Here is a 24404-nt window from a genome sequence, read left to right on the forward strand (position 1 = left end):
GCATTCCGGATATTCGAAGATCTCTAACGACTGCACGAGAAAGCAATTGTGTGTTTCGCGAAACTGCGACCTGGCAGGTTCGACCATGCGCACTCATCGGTAGACAAAGGATTGGCATAGTTGGTAGAGATGCCCGCTCAATCCGTCGATTATCTATGATTCATGAAAAATCCCTCCAAAGAGACATTGGCGACCAAAATCGCCCGAAGTCTGGCCGACCGCATCATCACGGGCGTTATCCGCCCCAACACCCCGCTGCGCCAGGATCACATTGCCGAGGAGTTCGGGGCAAGCCACGTGCCCGTGCGCGAAGCCTTGCGGCAACTGGAGGCGCAAGGCCTGGCGGCCAGCGAGCCGCAACGGGGCATGCGGGTCACTTCGTTCGACGTGGAGGATCTGCACGAGGTGGCTGCCATGCGCGCATCGCTTGAGGTTCTGGCCCTGCGCCATGCGTTGCCCAATATGACCTCGTCCGTGCTGGACGCGGCAGAGCAAGCCACCCGTGCCGGTGATGCGTCACGAGAGGTGCGGGATTGGGAGGCTGCCAATCGCCGTTTTCACCGCCTGATCCTGGCGCCCTGCGCAATGCCGCGGCTGCTGTCGGCGATCGACACCCTCCACACCGCCAGCGCCCGCTTCCTGTTTGCCGCCTGGCGAACAGAATGGGAGGCGCCGACGGATCACGAGCATCGTGCCATTCTGGCTGCATTGCGGCGGGGGGAAACGGACAGGGCCTGCTCGATCCTGTCGAAGCATGTTGGGCGAACAAGGCGCCGCGATCTTCAAAAGAATGGTTTGTAGTCGGCAAATTGAGCGAAAGTACGATTATTATCTATAATCCGTATTGATGCTGAAGTTTGTGAGCTTCTAGTCATAGATATTTCCGCAAAGGACCTGTCATGACACCGCATATGCTCCTTCTTCGCCCCAATCACAGGGCTCTGCTCCACTCCATGCCCAAGGTGGTGGCCCTTGCGGCGATCATCACGCTCGGGGCAAAGATCCAGGTGCCGTTCTGGCCAGTGCCGATGACGATACACACGCTTGCGGTGATGGCGATTGCCATTCTCGCCGGACCTCGTATCGCGGCCGGAGCGGTCGCCACATACCTGGCAGCCGGCGCGGCGGGCTTGCCCGTGTTCTCGGGCTCTCCGGCCCGCGGCATCGGGCTGGCCTACATGGTCGGGCCCACAGGCGGCTACCTGCTTGGTTACCTTGTGGCGGCTGCCTTGACCGGCTGGCTTGCCACCGGCGGGGGTATCGTGAGCCGCATCCTCGCCATGCTGGCTGGCATGGGGGTGATCTATGCCTTAGGCGCGGCTTGGCTTTGTAATTTCGTGCCAGCTGCCGATGTCTGGGCTGTCGGTGTCCTCCCCTTCCTCATGGGCGACCTGCTGAAGATCGGGCTTGCCGCAGGGCTGGCGACGCTTTGGATGCGGGCCCGGGGGCTGCGGGCATGATCCGCAACGACTGGACACTGGAGGAGGCGCAGGCCATCCACGCGCTGCCATTTCCCGACCTGATGCACCGGGCGCAATCCGCCCATCGACAGAACTTCGATCCGCATGTCGTGGAACAGGCGAGCCTTCTCAGCATCAAGACGGGCGGCTGCCCGGAAGATTGCGGCTATTGCTCTCAAAGTGCCTTTCACAAGACCGGGGTGAAGGCCACGAAGTTGATGGAGGTGGACGCTGTTATGGCGGCGGCGCGCCGCGCGAAGGCGGCGGGGGCGCAGCGTTTCTGCATGGGGGCTGCATGGCGCAGCCCGAAGGACCGCGATCTCGATGCCATCTGCACCATGATCAAGGGGGTCCGGGACCTGGGCCTGGAAACCTGCATGACGCTGGGCATGCTGTCGCCCGCGCAGGTCGCGCGGCTGAAGGAAGCCGGCCTCGACTTTTACAACCACAACATCGACACCTCGCCCGAGTATTACGCGAAGATAGCCACGACCCGGACCATGGACGACCGGCTCGAAACGCTCGACCACGTTCGGCGGGGCGGCATCAAGGTCTGTTGCGGCGGCATCCTCGGCATGGGCGAGGCAGACGAGGATCGTGTCGCGATGCTGGTCGTTCTTGCGAACCTTGCCTGTCATCCCGAAAGCGTGCCGATCAACCTGTGGCAGCCCATCGGCAACACGCCGGTCGAGAAGATGGCAAAGCCGGTCGATCCCTTCGCCCTGGTGCGGGCCGTCGCGCTGGCGCGCATCCTGATGCCGCGAAGCGTTGTGCGGTTGTCGGCCGGGCGGACGGGGATGAGCGACGAGCTACAAGCCCTGTGCTTTCTCGCAGGCGCCAACTCGATCTTCGCGGGCGATGTGCTTCTGACGACGGGCAATCCCGCATCCTGGCAGGATGCGGATCTGTTCGACCGGCTCGGGATGCGCAACACGGTCGTCGAAAAGAAGCCGGTTTGCTTGGCACAGGGATCGTGAGCGTTTGCGCCCTTGGGTCATGCAGGCACTTCCACTCCGAACGATCTTAATCGGTCTGCCGCGGTGACTGAACTGGGTGCGCCTGGCGTCGGCCAAGGATGGGACGAGGCAGCCATTCAGCAGTGTCTCACACGGCGTTGGCCGCTTCATTGCGCGGGCCTGCAGTTGCTTTGGCGCGCGCACAAGGTCAGCCATAGGCAGGGCAAGCCGTGGCCGCGTCGGCAGGCGTCGCGGCCTCCGGTCAGCCATTGACACCGATCCAGTCGACCGGCAGTGTCGCGGCTCCACCAGGGGTGTTCCGACAAGGAGCTGAGATACTGCTAGGCCGCGAGGCAGCGCAGGGACCCTATGAACCTGATCCAGTTCACACTGGCGTAGGGACGGTGCGGGTGCTCTGGCGGCCGGTTTTCGGTCACGTGTTGGCAGCACTCATTCCCCCTTCCAGTTCGTGCTGGGTCTCCGACGCTTTGCAAAGCCAGGAGCCTGACATGACGTTCCAGCCCACCCCCACAGTGACCACCGGTCCGCTGCCCGCTTCAACCAAGGTGTTCAAGCCGGGCGTTCTTTATCCCGACATGCGGGTGCCAATGCGCGAGATTGCATTGCATCCGAGCGCCGCCGAGCCGCCGGTAACCGTTTACGATTGTTCCGGTCCTTATACGGATCCGGGGGCGGAGATCGCCATCGAGCGTGGCTTGCCGCGCCTTCGGGAAAGCTGGGTTTCGTCGCGCGGGGATACCGAGGTCTATGAGGGACGCCCGGTTCAACCAGCCGATAATGGGTTCGTTTCCCTTGATCGGTTGACGCCCGTGTTCCCGGCGCTGCATCGACCGATGCGTGCGAAAGGGGGCAAGGCGGTCACGCAGATCGCCTACGCGCGGGCGGGTATTGTGACGCCGGAGATGGAGTTCGTCGCGATCCGCGAGAACCTCGGCCGGGAGGCCATCCGGGAGAAGATGGCCCGTGACGGCGAAAGTTTCGGCGCATCGGTGCCCGATTACGTGACCCCGGAGTTCGTGCGTGACGAAGTGGCGCGCGGCCGTGCGGTCATTCCTGCCAACATCAACCACCCTGAACTGGAGCCGATGATCATCGGCCGGAACTTCCTTGTGAAGATCAACGCCAACATCGGCAACTCGGCCGTCACCTCCTCCATGGCGGAAGAGGTCGAGAAGATGGTCTGGGCCATCCGCTGGGGCGCCGATACGGTGATGGACCTCTCGACGGGCCGCAACATCCACAACATCCGTGAATGGATCATCCGCAACGCGCCCGTTCCGATCGGCACCGTGCCAATCTACCAGGCGCTGGAAAAGGTCGGCGGCGTGGCCGAAGATCTGACCTGGGAGATCTTCCGGGACACGCTGATCGAGCAGGCCGAGCAAGGCGTGGACTACTTCACCATCCATGCGGGGGTCCGGCTGCGGCATATCCCGCTGACGGTGGATCGTGTGACGGGCATCGTCAGCCGTGGCGGCTCGATCATGGCCAAATGGTGCCTGCACCACCACCGCGAGAGCTTCCTTTACGAGCACTTCGAGGAGATCTGCGAGATTGCGCGGGCCTATGACGTGACGTTCAGCCTCGGTGACGGGCTGCGGCCGGGCTCCATCGCTGATGCCAACGATGCCGCCCAATTCGCCGAGCTGGAGACGCTGGGGGAACTGACCCAGATCGCTTGGAAGCACGACTGCCAGGTCATGATCGAGGGTCCGGGCCACGTGCCGATGCACAAGATCAAGGAGAACATGGACAAGCAGCTGGACGTCTGCGGCGAAGCGCCCTTCTACACGCTTGGGCCGCTGACGACCGACATTGCGCCGGGTTATGATCACATAACCTCCGGCATCGGGGCCGCCATGATTGGCTGGTTCGGCACCGCGATGCTGTGCTACGTCACCCCGAAGGAACATCTGGGCCTGCCCGACCGCGACGACGTGAAAACCGGGGTCATCACCTACAAGATCGCGGCCCACGCCGCCGACCTTGCCAAAGGGCATCCCGCAGCGAAGATCCGCGACGACGCGCTGTCCCGCGCCCGCTTCGAGTTCCGGTGGGAGGACCAGTTCAACCTTTCGCTGGACCCGGACACCGCACGGTCTTTCCATGACCAGACCCTGCCGAAGGAGGCACACAAGGTCGCGCATTTCTGTTCGATGTGCGGACCCAAGTTCTGCTCCATGAAGATCAGCCACGACATCCGGGAGGAGGCCCGGGCCCAGGCGGGAATGGACCGGATGGCCGAGAAGTATCGCGACGGTGGCGATCTCTACATTCCCGTGGAAGAGGGTGCCGCGGTTCCATAGCCGCGAACAGGTGAGGCGCTGGCTTTCAAGGCAGCGCCCACGGGCCCGTGGCTCAAGCGGTCGGGATATGAAGCAACATGATTGGCCGATCAATGGCAACTTTGCCCTCCGAGGGTCGATACTGCCTCGGCCGCCTAGTGTCAGCCGTGCCGTCGAGGATGGGGCATCCACGACCTTCGCTGCACCACGGCAAAGCGCATCGCTGTTGCAACATCACCTGCGCGAAGGGCGGTTAGTGGGCGGTGCGGCATGACACCTGCTGCGAGCCCCGTGTTGGCGGACTGCTGACCTTTGCCGCCCCACGCACAAACGGCAACAAGGCGCAGGTGGCGGAACTTCACAGAGGGAACTGCCATGGACGTCACGATGCTTTCGATCCTGACCTGGGACTGACCATGCGCTGTGCCGTGGTCTGGGACCAATCAGCATCGAGTGCCGACGCATGCAAGTCGTCGTGTTGCCGAACCCAGCCGCCTACAAGGATCGCTGCCTTTCAGGATGGTACGTCCAGGCAATGAACCGGCTTGCCTTCTGCCCTTGCGCCATTTCGACGATCTTGAACTCGGCGACTCGCGCTCTTGTCAACAGGCGAGAGAGTGGCTTGAGGCTGTCTTTCCTGGATACCAGTGAGGTGAACCACAGACATTGGTCGGCAAAATCCATGCTCTGTTCGATCATTCTGGCGATGAAGCCGATTTCGCCACCCGGGCACCACAGTTCGGCATTCTGGCCGCCGAAATTCAGGTCGCCCGAGTCTCCCTTCCCCAGGTTTCGCCACTTGCGCCGGCTGCCCTTGTCCGCGTGCTCGGGGGATGCATGAAACGGCGGATTGCACAGGGTGACATGGAAGATATCATCGGGACCGATCACGCCCTTGAAGACATCCTCTGGATTGTTCTGGCGTCTGAGCGTGATGTTCAGGCCGTTTCTTTGGCAAATCTGCCGGGCCGACTTGATCGAGACCGGATCGATGTCGACGCCCGTGAAGTCCCAGCCGTATTCATGCCGACCGGTCAGCGGATACACGAGGCTGGCACCGGTCCCGATGTCCAGCGCCTTGATGTCGGGGCCGTGCGGGATCTGGTGGCCATTACACTCGGCAAGCAGATCCGCGAGGTAGTGGATGTAGTCGACGCGACCGGGTATCGGAGGGCATAGGTAAGTGGTGGGAATATCCCAGTAATCAATGTCATAATGCGTTAGCAAGAGCGCCCGGTTGAGCATGCGAACCGCGTCCGCGTCCGAGAAATCGACTGTCATCCGACCGCGCGGGTTTCTCGTTGTGAGGGACGCCAGCTCGGGTGATTTCGCCATCAGACGTTCGAAGTCATACCCGTCCCGGTGCTGGTTGCGGGGATGCAACTTGGGTTTGACAGCCATGGAAAACCTTCGTGCTACTCGGTGCATGAATTGCACCCGACAGGGCGTCGAGCTTAGATCTTCATGGCCGCCTGAGGAATAGCGGAACGGACCTTGCCGGTCATCCCGTGCGAGACAAGGCAGGAGAGCGCGCAGTCAGCCCGAACAGGACAGTCGTGCCACGCTTGATAGACGAGCTCATTCGAACGAAATTCTCCTGCCCGACATGGTGAAGAACGGTCAAGTTGACTTGCCCCCAACATCCCACCTGCAGGTAGAGAATGGGACAAAAGCGACCGCCGGTTGCGCGACTGTGCGGAGGGGATATCTTATCCCAACATATAGCGCATTCGCACAGCTGGAGATCCAATGACCCCTCAGCGCATCACCCTTGTCACCCTCGGCGTCGACAGTCTCGAGCGTGCGAAGTCCTTCTACTGCGCTCTTGGCTGGACACCCGCACCCAGCGAAACGGAAAGCATCGTCTTCTACCAGCTCAACGGTCTTGTTCTCGGTCTTTTCGGACGGAACGCACTTGCAAAAGACCAGGAACGTCCCGCCTCTGAACTTGGCACCGGTGCCATGACGCTGGCTTTGAACATGCCTGACAGGAAGGGGGTCGACGCCGCCTACCAGCGCGCCCTCGATGCGGACGCCGTCCCGATCAAGGCACCCCGAGAAGTTTTTTGGGGCGGCTACTCGGGCTATTATGCCGATCCCGACGGCCATGTCTGGGAGGTTGCCTACAATCCCTTCTGGCCCTTGAACGAGGACGGTTCCCTCACCCTACCGGCCCCTACATGAGGGGCTCTTGTCATCGTTTGCCCAGCATCGACACCATCAGCAGCAGGCCAGCGCCTGCGCCCACGGCTGATGCGACGCGGATCACGGTCTGGAAGTCATAGGCCTGTGCGATGAGGCCGGTTGCGGGGCCCGCGAGGATGCCACTGACCTTCAGAGCATTCCAGTAGAGCGCTGTCGCCTGTGCTGGACGATCAGGGGAGAAGGATTGCACAAACGTAAGGCCGATGCTTGCATAGAGACCGTAATAAAGCCCTTCCAGAGCAGCCCCTGCCAACATCTGCGGGTAGGTCCGCACTTCGGACAGAAGCAGGATCGTCACCGCCGCCAGAAGCGCGACACCGATCAGTGGGCCCTTCAGCCCGAACCGCGCGACGATCACGGGCGTCGTGAAGATTGCGAAGATCTCCACCAGCGTCTTCACGCTGAAGGCTGTGCCTGGCGCGTATCCGGGGAGGCCCACCTCCTGCACATAAAAGAGCGGCAGGGCGCTGAAGGTCAGCGAGTGTGCGGAGGACAGGCAGAAGACGAACGCTGCCGCCATCATAGGACACGGTTCTGACCGGCACTTGCCGAAGCGGGCGGCCCTTTCGGACGGAGCGTCATGTCTCGCGGGATGATCGTCCACCACAGCGCCGCCCAGCATAGGGCGAGAGCAAGCGCGAGCCGGAAAACAGATGCTTCGCCGAATCGTTCGGCGCAGAGGAAAGCAATAGCCGGACCCGCCATCCAGGCGGTCGAGGTCGTCGCGCGCATGAAGGCGTTGGAACGGCCCCGCACCATGTCCCGCCGCTCCGCCACCACGAGGCCCAGGCTGAACATCGTTGATATGGCGCTGCCGCTGAGACCAAAGCCGAGCACGCCGAAGGTGAGCACTGTCCAAAACGTGGGCAGACCGACAAAGCAAGGGTTGCCACGATGAACCCTGCCAACGCTACCCCAATCAGAGGGAACGGGGCGGCGCCCTCGTCAAGCCATCGTCCAAAGGTGCGGTTGCAGACGATGCCAACCGCGATCACCGCGCCAGCATAAACGCTGATGGCCCAAGGAGCGCGTCCCAATCCCTCCACGAGATAGTAAGCCATGAACGGCACGATCATCGAACTGCACAGGGTTCCTACGAACAGCACCAGCAAGAACGCTGGCAGTGACAGCGGGCGGGCTTGTGTCAGTGCCATCATGGAGAATCCCGTCGACGTGGTGCAGCAGGCGAGGTCGATGCTTGAACAGGCTGTAGTTGGAAGTTCGGCGTGACAGATGCGTAACAGGACTGACGCTGGCAGGTCGCGAAGGTCAGGTTTGGACTCATAGCACCGATGCTGCACAGCCGCGCCCGGCGCCGGCCGTTCGGTCGGGGGTGGGACGAAGCGTACATTCCTTTGCTCGTCGACGCAGCGCAACGGACCTCAGCGGCCTAGCGTCATTCGCAACCGGACTAGGTGACCCACGGACGCTATTTCCTAGCTTGCCACCGCCAGAGAGAGGATCCGCCAAAGCGCATCGCGGCGCGCGGCCATGGCCTTTGGGTTGCCATAAGTCAGTTCGACGAACAGGCTCTCCACGATCCCGACATAGGCCTCCGCGAAGCAGTCCCGATCGGCTTTCGCCAACCCCGGCCGGTTGACATCAAGCTGATCGAGATAGTGCTGACGAAGCAGGGCAAGGAAGCCCTCGTAGCCTGCCCCTACTTGCGTTGCGATGCTCTTGGGAAGCAGGTAGGCGGCGCGGAGCAGGAAGCGGAGGTGGGGCGATGCGGGATAGCGCTCCTCGATCGCCAGCACATAGGCCGACCCGGCCCCGTCGGAAACCGGTTGCGCAAAGGCGCCCGCGACGAACGTCTGCTCCACCTCCAGCGCCACCGACAGGGCGGCAAGGAACAACTCGTCCTTCCCGCGAAAGTGGGAGTAGAGCGAGGCCTTGCGGATCCCGACATTCGTCGCGATTTCGTTGAGCGACCCGCCCTCATACCCGACCTCGGCAAAATGCCTGATGGCGGCGTTGCAGAGACGTTCGGCGGTCGGTGACAGGCTGCTCATCCTCGCCCTCCTCGGAATCAGTGGTTCATCGCGACGACCCGGCCGCTCCGCGCGCTTCTATAGGCGCAGGCTGCGGTCAGCACCACCACGACCAGCGAAATGCTCATGAGCAGGGTGAGCCAGACGCCGGCACCGTTCGCCACCATCTGCCCAGCGATCGGCGTCGCCAACCCCGCGACGCCCAACTGGAAGGCGCCCAGGACGGCCACGCTGGCCCCGACCGCCGTGTCACGAGCCGACATGGCGATGGACATGAGCGTGGCTTCGGCGATCCCGAGGCCCAGCATCGCAATGGCCATGCCGGTGACCACCCGTGAGGCCGGCGCCTGCCGATCCCGCGATAAGTGCCACGAAGGACCCCAGGCACATCAGGCTAACACCCGCGACGGCCAGCGTTTGGATCCTGATCCGGGCCACGAGCCGACCCGCAAGCATGGCACCGAGCAGGACCGCGACGCCGGTGCCGCCGAACACGAAGCCGAAGGCTTCAACGCTCAGGCCAAAGTCGCTCTGGTAGGCGTATCCGGCACCACCGACATAGGCGAAGAGGAAGAAGAACGCGCCCGTCAGCGCGATGCCCGGCAGCACGAAGTCGACATCGCGGATGATCTCGCCATAGGTCCGTAGTGCCGACCGCAGGCTAAGCGGGGCACGGGCCGACCGGGGCAGCGTTTCCGAGAAGTTGACCGCCGCGTTCAGCAACACCAGAACTCCAAGAAGGCCTAGGGCCAGAAGCACGCCGCGCCAGCCGAAGCTGCCACCGATCATTCCGCCTGCGACGGGCGCAAGAATGGGGGCCAGCCCCTCGATCGTCATCGGCATCGCGAAGATCTGCGCGGCACGCACGCCTTCGGCGATATCGCGCACGCTGCTCATCGCGACAACCAGCAGAAGTGCGGCCGCGACGCCCTGCGCCACGCGTGCGTCGATCAGCATCTCGAGCGAAGGCGCAGCGGCGGCCCCACCTGCCATGAGCACATAGAGGACAAGGCCGGCCAGCAATGGCCTGCGGCGTCCGACGGCATCGATGAGCGGTCCGAACAGCAGCTGTCCCGCGCCCATGGCCAGGAGGAAGACCGTCAGCGACAGCTGCATCTGCGAATAGCTCGTCTCCAGATCCGCAGCCATCTCGATGATTGACGGCAGATACATGTCGATGGCCAGCGGCCCCAGGGCAGCGATGGCCCCTATGGTGATGACGAACCCCGCGCCTGCGTGCCGGGAGGTAGTCTGCTGTAGCATCTTCGACTCCTGCTTGGCCGCCTGTTCGGCCTCGAAGGTGTGCTTCCGACCAATAGGTTGGTACATGTCAAGCGGTGAGCCTGATCCTGCGGGAAAGGGAGGACTCTTCCACCAGCGCCGCGATGAAGTTGCTCCGGACGCTCGCGACATGCCTGTTGCCATGAACGACTGCTTCGAAGATCTCGGGGGCGTCGTTCCGCACCATGGCGAGGCCCTCCATGATCAGATCGAAGCTGCGCGTGCGGATGACCGGGGTGGTGCCCAATCCATTAATCGCCCGTGCCAGAAGATGGGTCAGCCCCTGCGTCAGGGCCGCCTGACGATCATGCTCCTCGGGTGTCGCGATGATGACGCGCAGGCCCAACCTTTGCCGAAGAAACCGGACGATGCAGCGCCAGTGCCGCCCCCGGACCGGACATGTGACTATCTGGTGGCCGTTGATGCCATCATTCGCGCTTTGCGGACCGAACATCGGATGCGTGGCGAGTATCTCGACGCCTTCCGGAAGAAGGGCCTGCATCATGCGGACAGGCTCCTCCTTGATCGAACATACGTCGAGCACGACCTGATGACTGCGAAGGAACGGAGACAGTTGCCGCAGGCACGACTCCAACGCCGGAACGGGCATGGCGAGGATCACGATTTCCGCCCGCCCGACCTCTTCGATGCCGATCGTCTGCAGGCCCGCGTCCTGCGCGCAGCGTCGTGCGTCCGGCGAGGGATCACAGACAAGGACCTCGGCATGCGAGGAAAGAGATCTGGCGGCCAGACGCCCGAATGCGCCGAAGCCGATGATGACGACAATGGTGGATGACATGGTTCCTGTCCTTGTAGGGAAGCCAGGGTCATCTCCTCGATCCGACCGCTGGCAAAAGCAGCGGTCGGGCACCCGAGGGCCTTACCGCTCCGACGGCGGGGGATAATACGCAGGTTCGATGCGGCTCTTGCGATGTCCGACGGAGAAAGGGTCGAGGTGGCCACCTCGCAGAGAAGCGGTTGAAACAGGTGATCGTTGCGCCGATCGACCAGCGTGATCTGCAGCTCCGCTGCTCTTCAGGGCATGGACGGCTTCAAGTCCGGCAAAACCGGTCCCAATCATGACCACATGGTGCGCCTTCTCTTGCAACGTCATCAACATCATTCCACGGCGACTGCAGGCAACCTATCGATAGGTAGTAAGGTGGTCAAGGTTAAAGCGGCTGCCCAAGAAATGCTGCGCGAAGGTCCGCAACGGGCCCGCAGCAACGTTCACCTCGTTCCAATGCGGCGCTTCAAGCACTTACGGGCGGTGCGGGTTCATGGGCCCGTGCAGATCGGAGCTCGCTCTGTCGGGCGTTGTCCGACTTCAGCCCCGAAGGCGCGGAACCCCAAGTCGTCGATGAACAGGATGCGGTAGCAGGGATTGCCTCCGGTCCACCAGGGATCGGCCACGTTCAGGTTCGTGATGAAGCGGTGCGTGCAGGACTGGCCGGAGCTGTAGGCGATCCCTTCGGGGCTTGTTCCCGCCAGCGGGATGTGGATGTGGCCGAAGACGATGTGGCGTACGCCGCCCGGATGCGCCGCGAGACGGGCCAGCATTGCGCCGTCGTCATGCAGGCTGATGTCGCGGAAATGGCGGATGCCGTCGCGGATAGGGGGGTGGTGCAGGAAGACCGTCACCGGCTTCTCGTCTGCGCCCTTCAAGGCTTCGTCAAGCCATGCCATCCGGTCAGGCCCGTAAATGCCACCGATGACATCCGCCTCGTGGGTGTCGAGGAACAGAAGGCGCCCCCATTCGGTGTCCATCACCGACTGGACGTGACCATTGGTATCCCGCGGATGATCGGGGAAGGCCGCAATGAATTCAGGACGGCGGTCGTGGTTGCCCAGCATCAGCCGCGCCGGGAAGGGCACAGGGGCCAGGATTTCGCGCAAAAGCTCGTAGGCCTCGGGATCGCCGTGGTTGCAAAGGTCGCCCGTTATCACGAGGAGGTCGGCATCGTCGTGGTTGGCCAGAATATCGGCGACGGCGGCGCGCAGCTGCGCCTCGGGATCGACACCGTTCGCCGGGACGCCGGGGGGCATCAGGTGGGTATCGGTCAGCTGGATGATCTTCATGTCTTTCTCCGGAAACGCGGATGCGGGGGACAATGCCCCCGCATCCTTTCAGAACCGCCTGGGCCTCAGTTCATCAGGCCGTTCGTCGCCTCGACGATCTGCGCCAGACCGTCCTCGGGCGAGACCTCGCCGCGCATGACGGTGCCGATGATGTCGCGCTGCGTCCGCCAGATGCGGACCGAGTCGCCGCCCGGGTAGCCTGCCCAGGGAAGCGAGCGGTCCATCTGCTTGGCCGCGGTCGCGACGTTCGGATGCTCGGCGTAATAGGGCGCGAGATAGTCCTCGCCCGTGGCGCGGATGTTGGTCGGCAGGTAGCCGGTGATGCGCACGATAACGTTCTGCGCTTCAGGTCCGGTGATCCACTTGATGTAGTTCCAGGCCGCCTGCTGCTTGGCCGCGTCCTGCGTCAGCATCACGGCCGAGTTGCCGCCCGTCGGCACGCCGCCGCGTTCCTTGTCCTGGAGGGGGAAGGTCGTGGTCATCAGCGGGAAGCGGTCGCCGACAAGGCCCTCGATCGTCTGCACATGGGCCGGGGTCGTGAACATGAAGCCGGTCAGGCCCGCGCCGAACTGCTGGCGCGCCTGATCCCAGTCCATGGTCGGGGCGCCGGCCTCGGCCGTCATCTGGCGGATCAGGCGCAGCGCGTTCAGGCCGATCTCGTTGTCGAAGGCGACCTTGCCCGTTGCCTCGTCCACCAGCGTTCCGCCCTGCTGGGTGATCATAGCCTGCCAAAGCCAGTCGTCGGCCCAGCCGGCGATGTCATAGGCCATGCCTGCGACCTTGGGATCCGCCTCGTGGATCTTCTTCGCCAGCTCGATCAGCTCGGGGAAGGTGGTTGGCATGTTTTCCGGGTCAGCTCCGACCGAACGGACCAGATCGGCGTTGATGAACATGATCGGCGAAGAGGCGTTGACCGGCAGGCCGTATTGCGTGCCGTCGATGTTGCCCAAGGCCACCATGTTCGGCGTGAAGTTCGCGTCCAGGAATGCCTGCCCGCCCTCGCCCTCGATGAAGGGGCCGAGGTCGGTGATCTGGCCGCGCGGGGCCAGCGTGTGCACCAGCTCGCCAGTGAGGTTGTAGCCCGAGAAGTAGACGTCCGGCAGATCACCCGTGACGGCCGAGCGCAGGACCTGCTGCTGGCCCTCGTTGTAGCCGGCGGCGGGGGCGAGGAAGTTGATCTTCACATCCGGGTTGTTCTTCATGAATTCATCCGCCAGCGGCTGGTGGAATTTCGTGAAGCCCGGCAGGTTGTAGAGCACGTTCAGCGTGACATCCTGGGCCAGCGCGAAGCCGGGCAGGGTCAGGCCAAGCGCGAGCGCGCCCAGGGTGAGGCGTCGGGTCAGTTTCATGTTCGTCTCCGCAAGTGGGTCACTTGACCCCGGTCATGGTGATGCCCGCGACGAAGTGGCGCCGTGCCAGAAGGAAGCAGACGACCATCGGGGCGGTGATCATGGCGGCCCCTGCCATCAGCGCGCCATAGTTCGCTCCCGTCTCGACATCCGAGAAGAAGAGCATCCCCAATGGCGGCGGGGCGAGCGCGGTGTCGTTCACCACGATCATGGGCCAGTAGAGGTCGTTCCAGTGCGCCACGACCGAGAAGACCGAGAAGGCCGCGAGGGAGGGGAACGAGCCGCGCAGCACGAGGCCCCAGCAGATCTCCATCTCGGAAAAGCCGTCCATGCGGGCGGCCTCGATGATCTCGTCCGGGTAGGAACGGAACGACTGGTGGAACAGGAAGATGGCGAATACCGACAGGAAGAAGGGCGCCATCTGGGCGAAATAGGTGTTGAGAAGACCGGCCTTGGCAAGGCCCACGAATAGCGGCAGCGCCAGCGCCTGCATCGGCACGCAGAGCGCCGCGATCACGAGGATCATCAGCAGGCGCCGCCCCGGAAAGCGCAGCTTGGCCAGCGCGTAGGCGGCCGGCACTGCCGTCAGCACCTGCACGAGGAGGATGCCCGTGCAGACGATCACGCCGTTCAGCATGAAACGCGCCATGGGCACCGTCGTCGCGGCCTGAGTGTAGTTCTGGACGCCCGTGAACTCCTTCGGGACCGGCCAGAGCGAGATGTCGAAGATCTCGGCCGGGGAGCGGATGGAGGTCAGCGCCATCCAGTAGAACGGCATCAGCATGACGAAAGCGCCGAGCGCCAGCACGAGATGGGGAATGAAGCGCCGCATCAGTAGTGAATCTTTCGTTCCATGCGCAGGGTCTGGCCGATCGACAGGATCAGCACGATGCCGAGGAAGATCAGCGTCAGGGCAGCAGCGTATCCGGTGTTGGAATACTCGAACCCCTCCAGATAAAGGGCGTAGAGCAGCGTCTCGGAGCCCGCGCGGCCCTTGGTCAGCACCGCCACCGTCTCGAACACCTTGAACGCGCTGATGGAGGTGGTGACTACGACAAACATCGTCGTCGGCCCCAGCATCGGCCAGGTAACGGTCAGGAAGCGGTCGATCGGGTGCTTGGCGCCGTCGATCCGGGCGGCCTCGTGCAGATCCTTGGGGATCGCCGTCAGGCCGGCGAGGAACAGCACCATGTTGAAGCCCAGCACCTGCCATATGCCAATCAGCGCCATGGTCGGGATCAGAAGCGCCGGGTTGCCGAGGAACGACACCGGGTCGAAGCCGAGCGCCGTGATCGCGGCATTGACGGGGCCGAGGGAAGGGTGCAGCAGGAACTGCCACACCGTCGCCATCGCCACCAGCGTCGCCGTCACGGGAAGGAAATAAGCCGTTTCCCAGAAGGCGCGGGAGCGTGTGCGCCCATGCACCAGCAGCGCCACGCCCAAGGCAAGGAAGACGCCAGCCGGAATGACGATGACGGCATAAAGCGCGGTGTTGGCCAGCGCCCGCATGAACACGGGATCGGAAAAGGCGTCCGCGAAGTTCTTCAGCCCGACGAAGTCCCAGTTCAGCGCACCGAGCTGGTAGTCGGTGACCGAGAAGCCCGCAAGCACCAGTATGGGCACGATGTAGATCGCGAGCAGCAGCAGGATGGCCGGCGCCGCGAAGCCGAGCCCCTTGAGGGCAGTGCGCCGCAGCGGGCGCCCCCGCGGCATGGTCATGACTGCGGCGGTCATGCCGCAACCTTTTCCGTCAGACGCATCTCGCGGCGCAGGCCATCCGCACCAAAAAGGTGCGCGCGATCCTCGACGAAGCCGAGACACAGCTTGCCGTTTTCATCCGCTCCGGTCGGCTCGGACGCCTTCTGGCGCAGGACGATCGTCTCGCCTTCGTCCAGCTCGCAGGTCAGGAAGCGGTCGGGACCGTGCTTTTCCTCGCGCAGGATCCGCGCGGGCATGCCGCTGGCGGTCACGCGCACATCCTCGGCCCGGATACCCAACGTTGCCGGACCCGGCACCGATGCCAACCCGGTCGCCCTGCCATGCACGTGCACCACGCCGCAGGGGGCCACCTCGGCCGGCAGAAGATTGATCGTGGGCGAGCCGATGAATTTTGCCACCGCCAGCGTGGCGGGGCTGTGGTAAAGTTCGTCGGGCGCGCCGAGCTGCTCGATCCGGCCTTCGATCATCAGGGCGATGCGGTCCGACATGGTCATCGCCTCCACCTGGTCATGCGTGACGTAGACGAACGTCGACCCCAACCGGCGGCGCAGGGCGACCAGTTCGTCGCGCATGTGGGCGCGCAGCTTGGCGTCGAGGTTCGACAACGGCTCGTCCATGAGAAAGGCCGCCGGCTGGCGCACCAGTGCCCGCGCGAGGGCAACTCGTTGGCGCTGGCCGCCCGAAAGCTGCGCCGGTTTGCGGTCCAGAAGATGGGTGATCTGCAGCGTGTCCGCCGCCTGGGCCACAGCGGCGTCTATCTCGGCCAGCGTGCGGCGCGAGGCCGTGATCCGCCCCAGCAGCGGCAGGCGCGCGGCAAGGCCCAGCTTGCGCATCCTGAGCGGCGTCGCGATGTTATGGCGCACGGTCATATGCGGATAAAGCGCGTAAGACTGGAAAACCATCGCAAGGTTCCGGTCCGACGGATCGCTGTCCGTCACGTCCCGCCCGCCAATATGCACAGTGCCATGATCCGGCGCCTCCAGCCCCGCGATGATGCGCAGCAGCGTGGATTTTCCGCAGCCCGACATGCCGACAAGGGACAGGAATTCTCCCTCCCGCACCAAAAGGCTGATGTCCTTGAGGACCTGAGTTTGACCGAACCCCTTGCGGATGCCCGAGAGGTTGAGGGACTGACGCGACATGTATGCTCCTGTTCGAGCCGAGCGTTTGCCGGCAGAAGGAGACAGTTGCGTGTCGGATCCGTGAAGATTTGGCGACGGTCGCGGCCAAGGTTCAGTGGAGCCCTCCCAGCCGCAGAGAGGGCAGGAAGGGAGAGAATGGACCAAGCCGTGTCTTCCGTCTCGACCGTATGGCCCGTCCGATGCTTCGCGTGTCGAAGATGGGAGATCGCGATCAATCGCGGCGAGGGCGCAAATGACGGCTTGCAGGACGTCGAGTTCGTCGCGCGGTAAGGGGCAGCTCAGTCTTCGTCATGCGAAGACGCTTAGCTTACCATGCCACAAGATGGTGAAGCGCAGCTTCACCGTCACGTAATTCTGCTTGAATGACTGCACCCATATCCTTCCGCTAGCCTGACTCGACCGGCAGGAGGGCCGATGGGAGGATCTGATGATTGAAGAGAGCCGCATGGCTCCCGTCTCCAACGTATCGTTGGAGCGCAGGGCGTGGAACATTCGCCGCAAAGCGCTGCTGATGGGCGAGGTTCAGGGGCAGGGGTATATCGGGCAGGCGCTTGGCATCGCCGACGTGCTCGCCGCCTCCTATTTCCACGCAATGGACTACCGCCCCGCCGATCCGGAATGGGAGGGGCGTGACCGCTTCCTTCTGTCGATCGGGCATTACGCCATCGCGCTTTATGCAGTGCTGATGGAGGCGGGCATTCTGCCCGAAGAGGAACTCGAGACTTACGGGATGGATGACAGCCGGATGCCGATGTCCGGAATGGCGTCCTATACCCCGGGAATGGAAATTACCGGCGGATCCCTGGGCCACGGACTTGGCATCGCTGTCGGCATGGCAATGGGGCTGAAGCGCAAGAACAACAATGCCTTCGTTTACAACCTCATGTCGGACGGCGAACTGGGCGAGGGTTCAACTTGGGAAGCCGCGATGTCGGCCAGCCACCACAAGCTGGGCAACCTGATCTGCCTTGTCGACTTCAACGACCAGCAGGCCGACGGCAAGTCGACCGAGATGCTGAGCGCGGAACCCGTCGTTCCGAAGTTCGAAGCGTTCGGCTGGCATGCCCAGCGGGTGAACGGCAACGATCTGGCGGCCGTGGTTGCCGCTTTCGACGCCGCGCGTGCCGTGACGGATGACCGCCCCCGCGTGATCGTGTTCGACACCACCATGTGCAAGGGCGTCCCGTTCCTGGAGCAGCGGGACATCACCCACTTCGTCCGTGTCGAGGCTGACGAGTGGTCAAAGGCGCTGAATGTTCTGGAAGAGGGGAAACCGGCATGACCCACGATTCGCATGCACGCCGCTACGAACAGCGCAAGGTCACGCCGAAGGAGAACCGCGTCGCCACCTCGGCCATGATCGCGTCGCTGGCGGCCGAAGGCTATGACACTGAACCGGCGCCCTTTGGTCATGCGCTGGTGGAACTGGCCAAGACGCGTGAAGACATTGTCGGTCTTTCGGCTGACCTTGCAAAATACACCGACCTGCACATCTTCGCCAATGCCTATCCCGACCGCTTCTACCAGATGGGTATGGCCGAGCAGGTGCTGGTTTCGGCTGCCGCCGGGCTGGCGCGCGAAGGCTTCACGCCCTTCGCCACCACCTACGCCGTCTTCGCCTCGCGCCGCGCCTATGACTTCATCGCCATGGCGATCGCGGAGGAGAACCTGCCGGTCAAGATCGTTTGCGCGCTTCCAGGCTTGACCACGGGTTATGGCCCGAGCCACCAGGCGACCGAGGATCTGGCGATCTTCCGCGGCTTGCCGAACATGACCATCGTTGATCCGTGCGACGCGGTGGATATCCGCCAGATGGTTCCCGTGCTGGCCGACCACAAAGGCCCGGTCTATTCCCGCCTGCTGCGCGGCAAGGTACCCAGCGTGCTGACCCGCTACAAGCCGGACTACCAGTTCCAGCTGGGCCGCGCGCAGTTGATCCGTGAAGGCAAGGACGTCCTGATGGTCACGTCCGGCTTCATGACGATGCGGGCGCTGGATGCGGCCGAAAGGCTTTCGAAGGACGGGGTGGACGTGGCCGTGCTGCACAACCCGACCATCAAGCCGCTGGATCGCGCGACCATTCTGGCCGAGGCGGGCAGGGGCGGACGGCTGGTCGTCACGGCGGAAAACCACACGATCGTCGGCGGGTTGGGGGAGGCTGTGGCCACGACCCTGCTGACCAATGGCGTGACACCGACCTTCCGCATGATCGGCTTGCCGGATGAATTCCTTGAGGCCGGCGCATTGCCGACCTTGCATGACATGTATGGTATTTCGGTCGACGGCATCGTCCGTCAGATCAAGGGATGGATTTGATGGGACTTCTTGACGGTAAATTCGCGGTCATCACAGGTGCGGCCTCGGCACGTGGATTGGGCAAGGCGACGGCGAAGCTGTTTGCCGAACACGGCGCGACTGTGGCAATCCTTGATCTGGATGCCGGGCAGGCGCAGGCCGCCGCCGCCGATCTGGGCGCGCAGCATGTCGGCCTTGCCTGCAACGTCACCGACAAAGCTGCCTGCGATGCCGCCGTGGCAAAGCTTGTGGCCGAATGGGGCCGCGTGGACATCCTGGTAAACAATGCGGGCATTACGCAGCCGCTGAAGATCATGGACATCGGCCCCGCAAACTATGACGCGGTTCTGGACGTGAACCTGCGTGGCACGCTCTACATGAGCCAGGCGGTCATCCCCGCCATGCGTGAGCAGAAGTCGGGCAGCATCGTCAACCTGTCCTCGGTGTCGGCGCAGCGTGGCGGCGGCATTTTCGGCGGACCGCATTATTCGGCGGCGAAGGCGGGCGTTCTTGGTCTGACGAAGGCGATGGCGCGCGAGCTGGCGCCTGCCAACGTCCGCGTCAACGCGATTTGCCCCGGTTTCATCGCCACCGACATCACGGCAGGCAAGCTGACGCCGGAACAGGACAAGATGATCCTTGAAGGCATCCCGATGGGCCGCGCGGGCGAGGCGTCGGATGTCGCGGGCTGTGCGCTGTTCCTTGCTTCGTCCTTATCGGCCTATGTGACCGGTTCGGAAGTGGATGTGAACGGGGGCTCCTTGATACACTGATGAAGTGCAGCCTGCCGCGAGGAGGCGGCTGGCCTTGTTCTTATGGGAGGAAAACATGAAGAAACTTCTTGCGACGACCCTGCTGGTTTCCGTGGCCCTTTCGGGCGCGGCCTCGGCCGAGACGATCATCCTGGCCCACGCGCAGCCCCCCGGCAACCCGCGCGCGCTTGCCGCGAACTTCTTCGCCGAGCATCTGGACCAGTGCACCGAAGGCCGCATCACGGTGAACGTGGCGGACTCGGCCACGATGGGCGACGACGTGGAGGCGCTGACTTCGGTGGCGGCCGGCGTCATCCAGATCACCGCCAACAGTCAGGGCGCGACTGCGCAGATCGTGCCGGAACTGAACGTGATCGGCCTGCCGTTCCTGTTCGCCGATGCGCCAAGTGCGTGGAAGGTCATGGATGGCGAGTACAAGGATGAGATTGACGAAAAGGCGCAGGCAGCCGGCCTGAAGCTGCTGGGCTTCTGGGACAACGGCATCCGGCACGTCACGCACCTGTCGAAAGCCATTGAATCCCCTGCCGATCTGCAGGGCGTGAAAATCCGCACCCCTCCGGACGACATGACGATCGCGATCTTCAAGGCACTGGGCGCAAATCCGGCTCCGCTGACCTTCGCGGAACTGCCGACGGCCCTGCAATCGGGCGTGTTCGAGGCGCAGGAAAATCCGCTGACGAACATCTATTCGTCCAAGCTGCACGAGATCACGAAACATGTTTCGCTTACCGGGCACCAGTATCAAGTCGCGCCCCTGCTGGCGAGCCTGGCATGGTGGTCGCAGCTGGACGAGGCCGATCAGGCCTGCGTGCAAAGCGCGGCCGACGAAAGCACCGCCTATCAACGCGACACGGCGGAGAAGCTGAACACCGAAATGCGCCAGAAGATGGAGGACGAGGGCGCGATCATCACCGAGATCGCCGACCGGGAAGCCTTCATTGATGCGACAAAAGGCGTCTATGACGAATATGCAAAGCGTTATCCCGACCTGGTGGCGCGAATGGTGTCCGAGGCCGGAAAATGACGACCCCCGGCATTCCGGAACCAAGTCAGGGGCGTCCAGCCCCTGCAGTCCTGCGCTGGATCATGGCGGTTCTGGCGATGTCCGGTCGGCTGGTCTGCGTGGTCACGCTGATGGTGCTGTTCGTGGGCCTGCTGGCCAACGTCATCCTCCGCTACATCTATGGGACGGGGCTGGACTGGGCGTATGACATCCACTCCATCCTCCTGCCGTGGATGATCGCGGGCGGCCTCATTCTTGGCACCGTCTACAATCGCAACATCGCGATCACGATCCTTCCGAACCTGATGGTCCCGCGCAATCGGGAGCGGCTGTTTCTGCTCGTGTCGTTGCTGACGCTGGCCGTGTCGGTCTTCGTCGTATGGTCGGCCATTCCCATCATTCGTGCAGCGCAATACCAGCGCATCACGGCTTTGGGCGGGATCAGCCAGCTTTGGGGCTACGCAAGCTTGGTCTACGGCTTCGGAGGCGTCGCGATCATCTGTTTGTGCGACATCATCGCCGGGCTGACCGGGCGGTCGCTGCGCGGCACTGCCGTTGCGTCGAGCCTTAGCTGAGGAGCGCGTATCATGACGCCTGTTCTTATCCTGGTGTTCTTTGCCCTCATGGCGGTTTCCGTGCCTGTCGCCCATGCGATGCTTGGAGGCACGGCCATTGCGCTGCTGATGGATGGCAAGCCGCTGGCCGTTATCGCCCAACGCCTTTATGCGCCCACGCAAAGTTTCCCCATGCTGGCGATCCCTTACTTCATCCTTGCCGGGTCGCTGATGATGCACGGCAAGTTCGGGGAATATCTTGTCAACATCGCGCGGCTTCTGGTGGGACGCTTCAAGGGCGGCCTTGGGCAGGTCAGCGTCATCGGGTCCGTGATGTTCGGCGGAGTGTCAGGTTCTGCGGTCGCCGACGCGTCGGCAATGGGTAACGCACTCATTCCCGTTCAGGTGCGCGAAGGATATCCCGCACCGTTCGCTGCGGCCATCAACTCCGTCTCGTCCACCATCGCGGTGCTGATTCCGCCCTCGGTCCCGCTGATCCTGTATGGCCTTGTTGCCAACGTTTCCATTGTGGACCTTTTCGTGGCGGGGGTGCTGCCGGGGCTCCTGCTGGCGACTGGTATCATGACGGCGGTCTGGTGGGTGGCTCGCAGACGCAACCTTCCACGCTCGCCCTTGTCGGGTGGTTTCCGCGCCTTCCGCAGCCAGATCCTCTTCGCTTTGCCCGCCTTGCTGATGCCGATCTTCATCATCGGAACCTTGCGGTTCGGCGTTGCCACCCCGACCGAGGTCAGCGTGCTGTCCGTAGCCTATGCCCTTCTGATCGGCATCTTCGTTTATCGCGATATAACGCCCCGGCTGATCTGGGATGCCCTTGTGGAAACCGGCATGATGACGGGTGCGGTGATGCTGATCATCATGGCGTCAGGAACCATTCAGTGGATCCTCACGGCAGAGCAGGTGCCCCAGACGCTTGCGACCTTCGTGTCAAGCCACCTGTCCGAGCCCTGGATGGTCGTGCTGGCGCTGAACGTCGTGATGCTGATCGTCGGCGCCTTTCTGGATCTGCCCGCTGCCGTGCTGTTGCTGGCGCCGTTGTTCGTCACCATCGGAAAGACGATCGGGCTGGACCCGGTCCAGTTGGGATTGATGATGGTGGTGAACCTGTCGATCGGCCTTTACACTCCGCCCGTGGGCACGACACTGTTCATCTCGTCCTCTGTCGCGAAGACCGGGATCTTCCAGACCACCCGGGCCCTGGTCCCGTTCTATCTGGTGGCGTTGGCCGTGCTGGCCGCAATCTCCTACATTCCGGCTCTGACAATCTACTGATCTCCGGTGAACTGGGCTTTCCTTTCGAACCGCGACGTCAGCCCAAAGCTGTTGATCAAGGCCCGCGCCTCCTCGGTGTGGGCCTTGGTCTGTTCCGTTACCCATTCCGAGAACAGGCGCACGGCCCGTCGGTTCATGTGGCGCGCCGGACAAACAAGCCAGTAAGCGGGGAATTCGATCGCTTCGAAAGCGTCCGTCAGCGGGACAAGCGCCCCGGACTTCAATTCATCCATGGCCAGCGTCGTGCTGTCCAGGATCACTCCGGCGTTGCCGCAGGCCATACGTATCGCCATTGACGACCGGTCCACCCGGAAGGGATATGTCTGGCGTGCCCCGGATATGCCGTGGCGCGCCAGCCAGTAATCCCAGCGGAAATATGCCTTCACACTGTCGATAAGACGCGCCTGCCGAAGCTGTTCGGCCGGATCCGCCGAAAGGGCTCGCAGCGTTTCGCGATACGCTGGCGAACACATCGGCAGGATAAGATCATGCTGCACGCATTCGGCATAAAGGCCCGGCCACGCGCCTTCGCCATAGCGAAGATCCAGATCGACAGCCTCCGTCTCGAATTCGGTGAAGTTCGGGGTCGCATCGACACGGATGTCCCATTCGGGGTGCTGGATGCTGAAGTTCACGATACGAGACGACAGCCACCGCTCACCGAAAGAGGGGCTGACACGCATTGTCAGGTTGAAGCTTTCTCGCTGGCGGACGATCGCGGACCGAACTTCGCGCAACGATCCGAACGCTTGGTTGGCAGTCTGATACAAACGTTCGCCATCGATGGTGAGTGCCACGCCACGCTTTTCACGGACGAAAAGCTTCACTCCAAGATGTTGTTCCAATGCACGAATCTGCTGGCTGACGGCGGAAGTCGATACCCCCAGTTCTTCAGCCGCCTTTGATACGCCCCCAAGCCGGGCCACCGCCTCGAACTGGGCCATGGCATTCAGGTTCAAATCGCGCATCATCCATCCTTAAGCCCAGCTTCACGAATGTAACGGATAAATTGAATTGTGCGGCTTCGCAACGCCGTGCATCGATGGTCTTCCGGCGGATCGTGATGGAGGCACGCGACACGCAAGGGAGGAGGACCGTATTGATCGACTTGCGTATTATCGACGCACATCATCATCTTTGGGATCTTGATCTGCATTATTATCCTTGGCTGTCCGATGGCGTTCAGCCGGCGGCTTTCGGCGATTACACGCCCTTGCTGCGGAATTACCGGATTGACGACTACCTGAACGACGCAAAGCGCGTGAACGTCGTGAAGTCGGTGCACCTGGACGTGAAATACGATCCCACCGATCCCGTGGGGGAAACCCGGTGGCTTCAGGGCGTCGCTGACCGGCACGGCTTTCCGCATGGAATCGTGGGCTATGCTGACTTGTCGGCGCCGGACGTGGTGGACCTGCTTGACGAGCATCTGGAATACGCGAACTTCCGGGGCATCCGCCAGTCTATGAATTGGCACCCGGACCCTGCGAAGACCTATCTGGACCGCCCCGAAGTAAGCCGCACGGCCGCCTGGCGTCGCGGCTTTGCACAACTCGCTCCGCGCGGGCTCAGCTTCGACCTGCAGCTCTACTATTGGCAGGCGGAGGAGTTCCTGGAGCTTGCCCGCCTTTTTCCCGATACGCAGATCATCCTGAACCATGCCGGGATGCAAGTGGACGGGCCTGAGCATTTCGAGAGGTGGCGCCGCGCGATGCACCGGCTGGCCGAGGCACCGAACATGGCCTGCAAAATCTCGGGTCTTGGGATGGGCGACCACCGCTGGACGGTCGAGTCGATCCGGCCTTACGTCGAGGCGACGATCGAGGCCTTCGGGATCGACCGTTGCATGTTCGCGTCCAATTTCCCGGTCGACAGCCTGTTCTCGACCTATGACGCTATCTTCAACGCATTTGACACTATCACGCGCGGCTTTGACGAGGCAGGGCGGCAAGCCCTGTTTCACGACAATGCCGAACGCTTCTACCGTCTTTGAGGGGGAAT

26 protein-coding genes and 1 riboswitch are annotated in these 24404 nt (G+C 62.9%); of the genes, 13 read left to right on the forward strand and 13 right to left on the reverse strand.

The window, feature by feature from the left end:
- Nucleotides 1-162: 162 nt before the first annotated feature.
- The 4 genes from JX25_RS03725 (at nt 163) to thiC (ending at nt 4743) form a co-directional block, all read left to right on the forward strand.
- On the forward strand, nt 163-801 hold the full coding sequence (locus JX25_RS03725) for a GntR family transcriptional regulator (RefSeq protein ID WP_128253747.1): 639 nt from the start codon (nt 163-165) through the stop codon (nt 799-801).
- A 110-nt stretch (nt 802-911) separates the two neighbouring features.
- Nucleotides 912-1460: a biotin transporter BioY gene (locus JX25_RS03730; RefSeq protein WP_164876128.1), complete on the forward strand. Its 549-nt coding sequence runs from the start codon at nt 912-914 to the stop codon at nt 1458-1460.
- Complete coding sequence (gene bioB, locus JX25_RS03735) at nt 1457-2437, forward strand: biotin synthase BioB (RefSeq protein WP_128253749.1); 981 nt, start codon at nt 1457-1459, stop codon at nt 2435-2437. The genes JX25_RS03730 and bioB overlap by 4 nt, the downstream gene beginning before the upstream one ends.
- A gap of 279 nt (nt 2438-2716) precedes the next feature.
- Nucleotides 2717-2836: riboswitch (TPP riboswitch) on the forward strand.
- An 89-nt stretch (nt 2837-2925) separates the two neighbouring features.
- On the forward strand, nt 2926-4743 hold the full coding sequence (gene thiC, locus JX25_RS03740; protein ID WP_128253750.1) for a phosphomethylpyrimidine synthase ThiC: 1818 nt from the start codon (nt 2926-2928) through the stop codon (nt 4741-4743).
- Between the two features lie 474 nt (nt 4744-5217).
- On the opposite strand, the gene rlmF is transcribed toward thiC, so the two are convergent.
- Nucleotides 5218-6123 carry a 23S rRNA (adenine(1618)-N(6))-methyltransferase RlmF gene (rlmF, locus tag JX25_RS03745; protein ID WP_206611511.1) on the reverse strand — a complete coding sequence of 302 codons (906 nt, stop codon included), beginning with the start codon at nt 6121-6123 and terminating at the stop codon, nt 5218-5220.
- A gap of 348 nt (nt 6124-6471) precedes the next feature.
- Here rlmF and JX25_RS03750 point away from each other — a divergent pair, with 348 nt between their 5' ends.
- Nucleotides 6472-6906, forward strand: a complete 435-nt coding sequence (locus JX25_RS03750) for a VOC family protein (protein ID WP_128253752.1) — start codon at nt 6472-6474, stop codon at nt 6904-6906.
- A 10-nt stretch (nt 6907-6916) separates the two neighbouring features.
- On the opposite strand, the gene JX25_RS15040 is transcribed toward JX25_RS03750, so the two are convergent.
- Together JX25_RS15040 and JX25_RS15045 are read right to left on the reverse strand one after the other, a co-directional pair.
- A complete protein-coding gene (locus tag JX25_RS15040; RefSeq protein WP_241557842.1) occupies nt 6917-7447 on the reverse strand; it encodes an MFS transporter in 531 nt (176 codons plus the stop codon).
- A complete protein-coding gene (locus JX25_RS15045; RefSeq protein ID WP_241557843.1) occupies nt 7447-7779 on the reverse strand; it encodes an MFS transporter in 333 nt (110 codons plus the stop codon). Before JX25_RS15045 ends, JX25_RS15040 begins: the two co-directional genes overlap by 1 nt.
- Before the next feature lie 207 nt (nt 7780-7986).
- Between JX25_RS15045 and JX25_RS15050 the strand changes: the two genes are divergently transcribed.
- Entirely contained in the window at nt 7987-8157 is a 171-nt protein-coding gene (locus JX25_RS15050; protein ID WP_241557844.1) for a hypothetical protein, read from the forward strand.
- Nucleotides 8158-8363: 206 nt separating this feature from the next.
- On the opposite strand, the gene JX25_RS03760 is transcribed toward JX25_RS15050, so the two are convergent.
- The 9 genes from JX25_RS03760 to JX25_RS03795 form a co-directional block, all read right to left on the reverse strand.
- On the reverse strand, nt 8364-8939 hold the full coding sequence (locus JX25_RS03760; protein ID WP_128253753.1) for a TetR/AcrR family transcriptional regulator: 576 nt from the start codon (nt 8937-8939) through the stop codon (nt 8364-8366).
- A gap of 17 nt (nt 8940-8956) precedes the next feature.
- Nucleotides 8957-9193, reverse strand: coding sequence for a hypothetical protein (locus tag JX25_RS14940; protein WP_206611512.1), 237 nt, complete (start codon nt 9191-9193; stop codon nt 8957-8959).
- A complete protein-coding gene (locus JX25_RS03765) occupies nt 9168-10181 on the reverse strand; it encodes an MFS transporter (protein WP_206611513.1) in 1014 nt (337 codons plus the stop codon). The genes JX25_RS14940 and JX25_RS03765 overlap by 26 nt, the downstream gene beginning before the upstream one ends.
- A 67-nt stretch (nt 10182-10248) precedes the next feature.
- Nucleotides 10249-10998, reverse strand: a complete 750-nt coding sequence (locus JX25_RS03770; protein ID WP_128253754.1) for a prephenate dehydrogenase — start codon at nt 10996-10998, stop codon at nt 10249-10251.
- A gap of 479 nt (nt 10999-11477) precedes the next feature.
- Nucleotides 11478-12278 (reverse strand): phosphodiesterase, encoded by an 801-nt coding sequence (locus JX25_RS03775; RefSeq protein ID WP_128253755.1) that lies wholly within the window; start codon nt 12276-12278, stop codon nt 11478-11480.
- 65 nt (nt 12279-12343) lie between these two features.
- Entirely contained in the window at nt 12344-13627 is a 1284-nt protein-coding gene (locus JX25_RS03780) for an ABC transporter substrate-binding protein (RefSeq protein ID WP_128253756.1), read from the reverse strand.
- Between the two features lie 19 nt (nt 13628-13646).
- On the reverse strand, nt 13647-14459 hold the full coding sequence (locus JX25_RS03785) for a carbohydrate ABC transporter permease (protein ID WP_128253757.1): 813 nt from the start codon (nt 14457-14459) through the stop codon (nt 13647-13649).
- The gene (locus JX25_RS03790; RefSeq protein WP_128253758.1) at nt 14459-15361 is read right to left on the reverse strand and encodes a carbohydrate ABC transporter permease; all 903 of its coding nucleotides are present in this window, start codon (nt 15359-15361) and stop codon (nt 14459-14461) included. The genes JX25_RS03785 and JX25_RS03790 overlap by 1 nt, the downstream gene beginning before the upstream one ends.
- A complete protein-coding gene (locus JX25_RS03795) occupies nt 15358-16488 on the reverse strand; it encodes an ABC transporter ATP-binding protein (RefSeq protein ID WP_128253759.1) in 1131 nt (376 codons plus the stop codon). Before JX25_RS03795 ends, JX25_RS03790 begins: the two co-directional genes overlap by 4 nt.
- 445 nt (nt 16489-16933) lie before the next feature.
- On the opposite strand from JX25_RS03795, the gene JX25_RS03800 reads away from it, so the two are divergent.
- Genes JX25_RS03800 through JX25_RS03825 form a run of 6 tightly spaced genes read left to right on the forward strand, consistent with a single transcriptional unit; the run spans nt 16934 to nt 22403 of the window.
- Entirely contained in the window at nt 16934-17770 is an 837-nt protein-coding gene (locus JX25_RS03800; RefSeq protein ID WP_164876129.1) for a transketolase, read from the forward strand.
- Nucleotides 17767-18804, forward strand: coding sequence for a transketolase family protein (locus JX25_RS03805; RefSeq protein ID WP_128253761.1), 1038 nt, complete (start codon nt 17767-17769; stop codon nt 18802-18804). Before JX25_RS03800 ends, JX25_RS03805 begins: the two co-directional genes overlap by 4 nt.
- Entirely contained in the window at nt 18804-19556 is a 753-nt protein-coding gene (locus tag JX25_RS03810) for an SDR family NAD(P)-dependent oxidoreductase (protein ID WP_128253762.1), read from the forward strand. The genes JX25_RS03805 and JX25_RS03810 overlap by 1 nt, the downstream gene beginning before the upstream one ends.
- A gap of 55 nt (nt 19557-19611) precedes the next feature.
- Complete coding sequence (locus JX25_RS03815; RefSeq protein ID WP_128253763.1) at nt 19612-20580, forward strand: TRAP transporter substrate-binding protein; 969 nt, start codon at nt 19612-19614, stop codon at nt 20578-20580.
- A complete protein-coding gene (locus JX25_RS03820; RefSeq protein ID WP_128253764.1) occupies nt 20577-21134 on the forward strand; it encodes a TRAP transporter small permease in 558 nt (185 codons plus the stop codon). The genes JX25_RS03815 and JX25_RS03820 overlap by 4 nt, the downstream gene beginning before the upstream one ends.
- Before the next feature lie 12 nt (nt 21135-21146).
- Nucleotides 21147-22403, forward strand: coding sequence for a TRAP transporter large permease (locus JX25_RS03825; RefSeq protein WP_128253765.1), 1257 nt, complete (start codon nt 21147-21149; stop codon nt 22401-22403).
- Here the strand turns inward: JX25_RS03825 and JX25_RS03830 are convergent.
- On the reverse strand, nt 22397-23371 hold the full coding sequence (locus JX25_RS03830; RefSeq protein WP_128253766.1) for a LysR family transcriptional regulator: 975 nt from the start codon (nt 23369-23371) through the stop codon (nt 22397-22399). The genes JX25_RS03825 and JX25_RS03830 overlap by 7 nt on opposite strands.
- 131 nt (nt 23372-23502) lie before the next feature.
- Here JX25_RS03830 and JX25_RS03835 point away from each other — a divergent pair, with 131 nt between their 5' ends.
- Entirely contained in the window at nt 23503-24396 is an 894-nt protein-coding gene (locus JX25_RS03835; protein ID WP_128253767.1) for an amidohydrolase family protein, read from the forward strand.
- The last annotated feature ends 8 nt before the right edge of the window (nt 24397-24404 follow it).

Source organism: Falsirhodobacter deserti, assembly GCF_004015795.1.
Lineage (GTDB): Bacteria > Pseudomonadota > Alphaproteobacteria > Rhodobacterales > Rhodobacteraceae > Falsirhodobacter > Falsirhodobacter deserti.

Coding starts and splice junctions, on each gene's coding strand:
- JX25_RS14940 (WP_206611512.1), bottom strand. CDS start 9,193: ATGTCCATCGCCATGTCGGCTCGTGACACGGCGGTCGGGGCCAGCGTG.
- JX25_RS03820 (WP_128253764.1), top strand. CDS start 20,577: ATGACGACCCCCGGCATTCCGGAACCAAGTCAGGGGCGTCCAGCCCCT.
- JX25_RS03815 (WP_128253763.1), top strand. CDS start 19,612: ATGAAGAAACTTCTTGCGACGACCCTGCTGGTTTCCGTGGCCCTTTCG.
- JX25_RS03825 (WP_128253765.1), top strand. CDS start 21,147: ATGACGCCTGTTCTTATCCTGGTGTTCTTTGCCCTCATGGCGGTTTCC.
- JX25_RS03810 (WP_128253762.1), top strand. CDS start 18,804: ATGGGACTTCTTGACGGTAAATTCGCGGTCATCACAGGTGCGGCCTCG.
- JX25_RS03780 (WP_128253756.1), bottom strand. CDS start 13,627: ATGAAACTGACCCGACGCCTCACCCTGGGCGCGCTCGCGCTTGGCCTG.
- thiC (WP_128253750.1), top strand. CDS start 2,926: ATGACGTTCCAGCCCACCCCCACAGTGACCACCGGTCCGCTGCCCGCT.
- bioB (WP_128253749.1), top strand. CDS start 1,457: ATGATCCGCAACGACTGGACACTGGAGGAGGCGCAGGCCATCCACGCG.
- JX25_RS03790 (WP_128253758.1), bottom strand. CDS start 15,361: ATGACCGCCGCAGTCATGACCATGCCGCGGGGGCGCCCGCTGCGGCGC.
- JX25_RS03765 (WP_206611513.1), bottom strand. CDS start 10,181: ATGCTACAGCAGACTACCTCCCGGCACGCAGGCGCGGGGTTCGTCATC.
- JX25_RS15040 (WP_241557842.1), bottom strand. CDS start 7,447: ATGGCGGCAGCGTTCGTCTTCTGCCTGTCCTCCGCACACTCGCTGACC.
- JX25_RS03750 (WP_128253752.1), top strand. CDS start 6,472: ATGACCCCTCAGCGCATCACCCTTGTCACCCTCGGCGTCGACAGTCTC.
- JX25_RS03830 (WP_128253766.1), bottom strand. CDS start 23,371: ATGCGCGATTTGAACCTGAATGCCATGGCCCAGTTCGAGGCGGTGGCC.
- JX25_RS03775 (WP_128253755.1), bottom strand. CDS start 12,278: ATGAAGATCATCCAGCTGACCGATACCCACCTGATGCCCCCCGGCGTC.
- JX25_RS03770 (WP_128253754.1), bottom strand. CDS start 10,998: ATGTCATCCACCATTGTCGTCATCATCGGCTTCGGCGCATTCGGGCGT.
- JX25_RS03800 (WP_164876129.1), top strand. CDS start 16,934: ATGGCTCCCGTCTCCAACGTATCGTTGGAGCGCAGGGCGTGGAACATT.
- JX25_RS03785 (WP_128253757.1), bottom strand. CDS start 14,459: ATGCGGCGCTTCATTCCCCATCTCGTGCTGGCGCTCGGCGCTTTCGTC.
- JX25_RS15050 (WP_241557844.1), top strand. CDS start 7,987: ATGAACGGCACGATCATCGAACTGCACAGGGTTCCTACGAACAGCACC.
- rlmF (WP_206611511.1), bottom strand. CDS start 6,123: ATGGCTGTCAAACCCAAGTTGCATCCCCGCAACCAGCACCGGGACGGG.
- JX25_RS03760 (WP_128253753.1), bottom strand. CDS start 8,939: ATGAGCAGCCTGTCACCGACCGCCGAACGTCTCTGCAACGCCGCCATC.
- JX25_RS03795 (WP_128253759.1), bottom strand. CDS start 16,488: ATGTCGCGTCAGTCCCTCAACCTCTCGGGCATCCGCAAGGGGTTCGGT.
- JX25_RS03805 (WP_128253761.1), top strand. CDS start 17,767: ATGACCCACGATTCGCATGCACGCCGCTACGAACAGCGCAAGGTCACG.
- JX25_RS03725 (WP_128253747.1), top strand. CDS start 163: ATGAAAAATCCCTCCAAAGAGACATTGGCGACCAAAATCGCCCGAAGT.
- JX25_RS03730 (WP_164876128.1), top strand. CDS start 912: ATGCTCCTTCTTCGCCCCAATCACAGGGCTCTGCTCCACTCCATGCCC.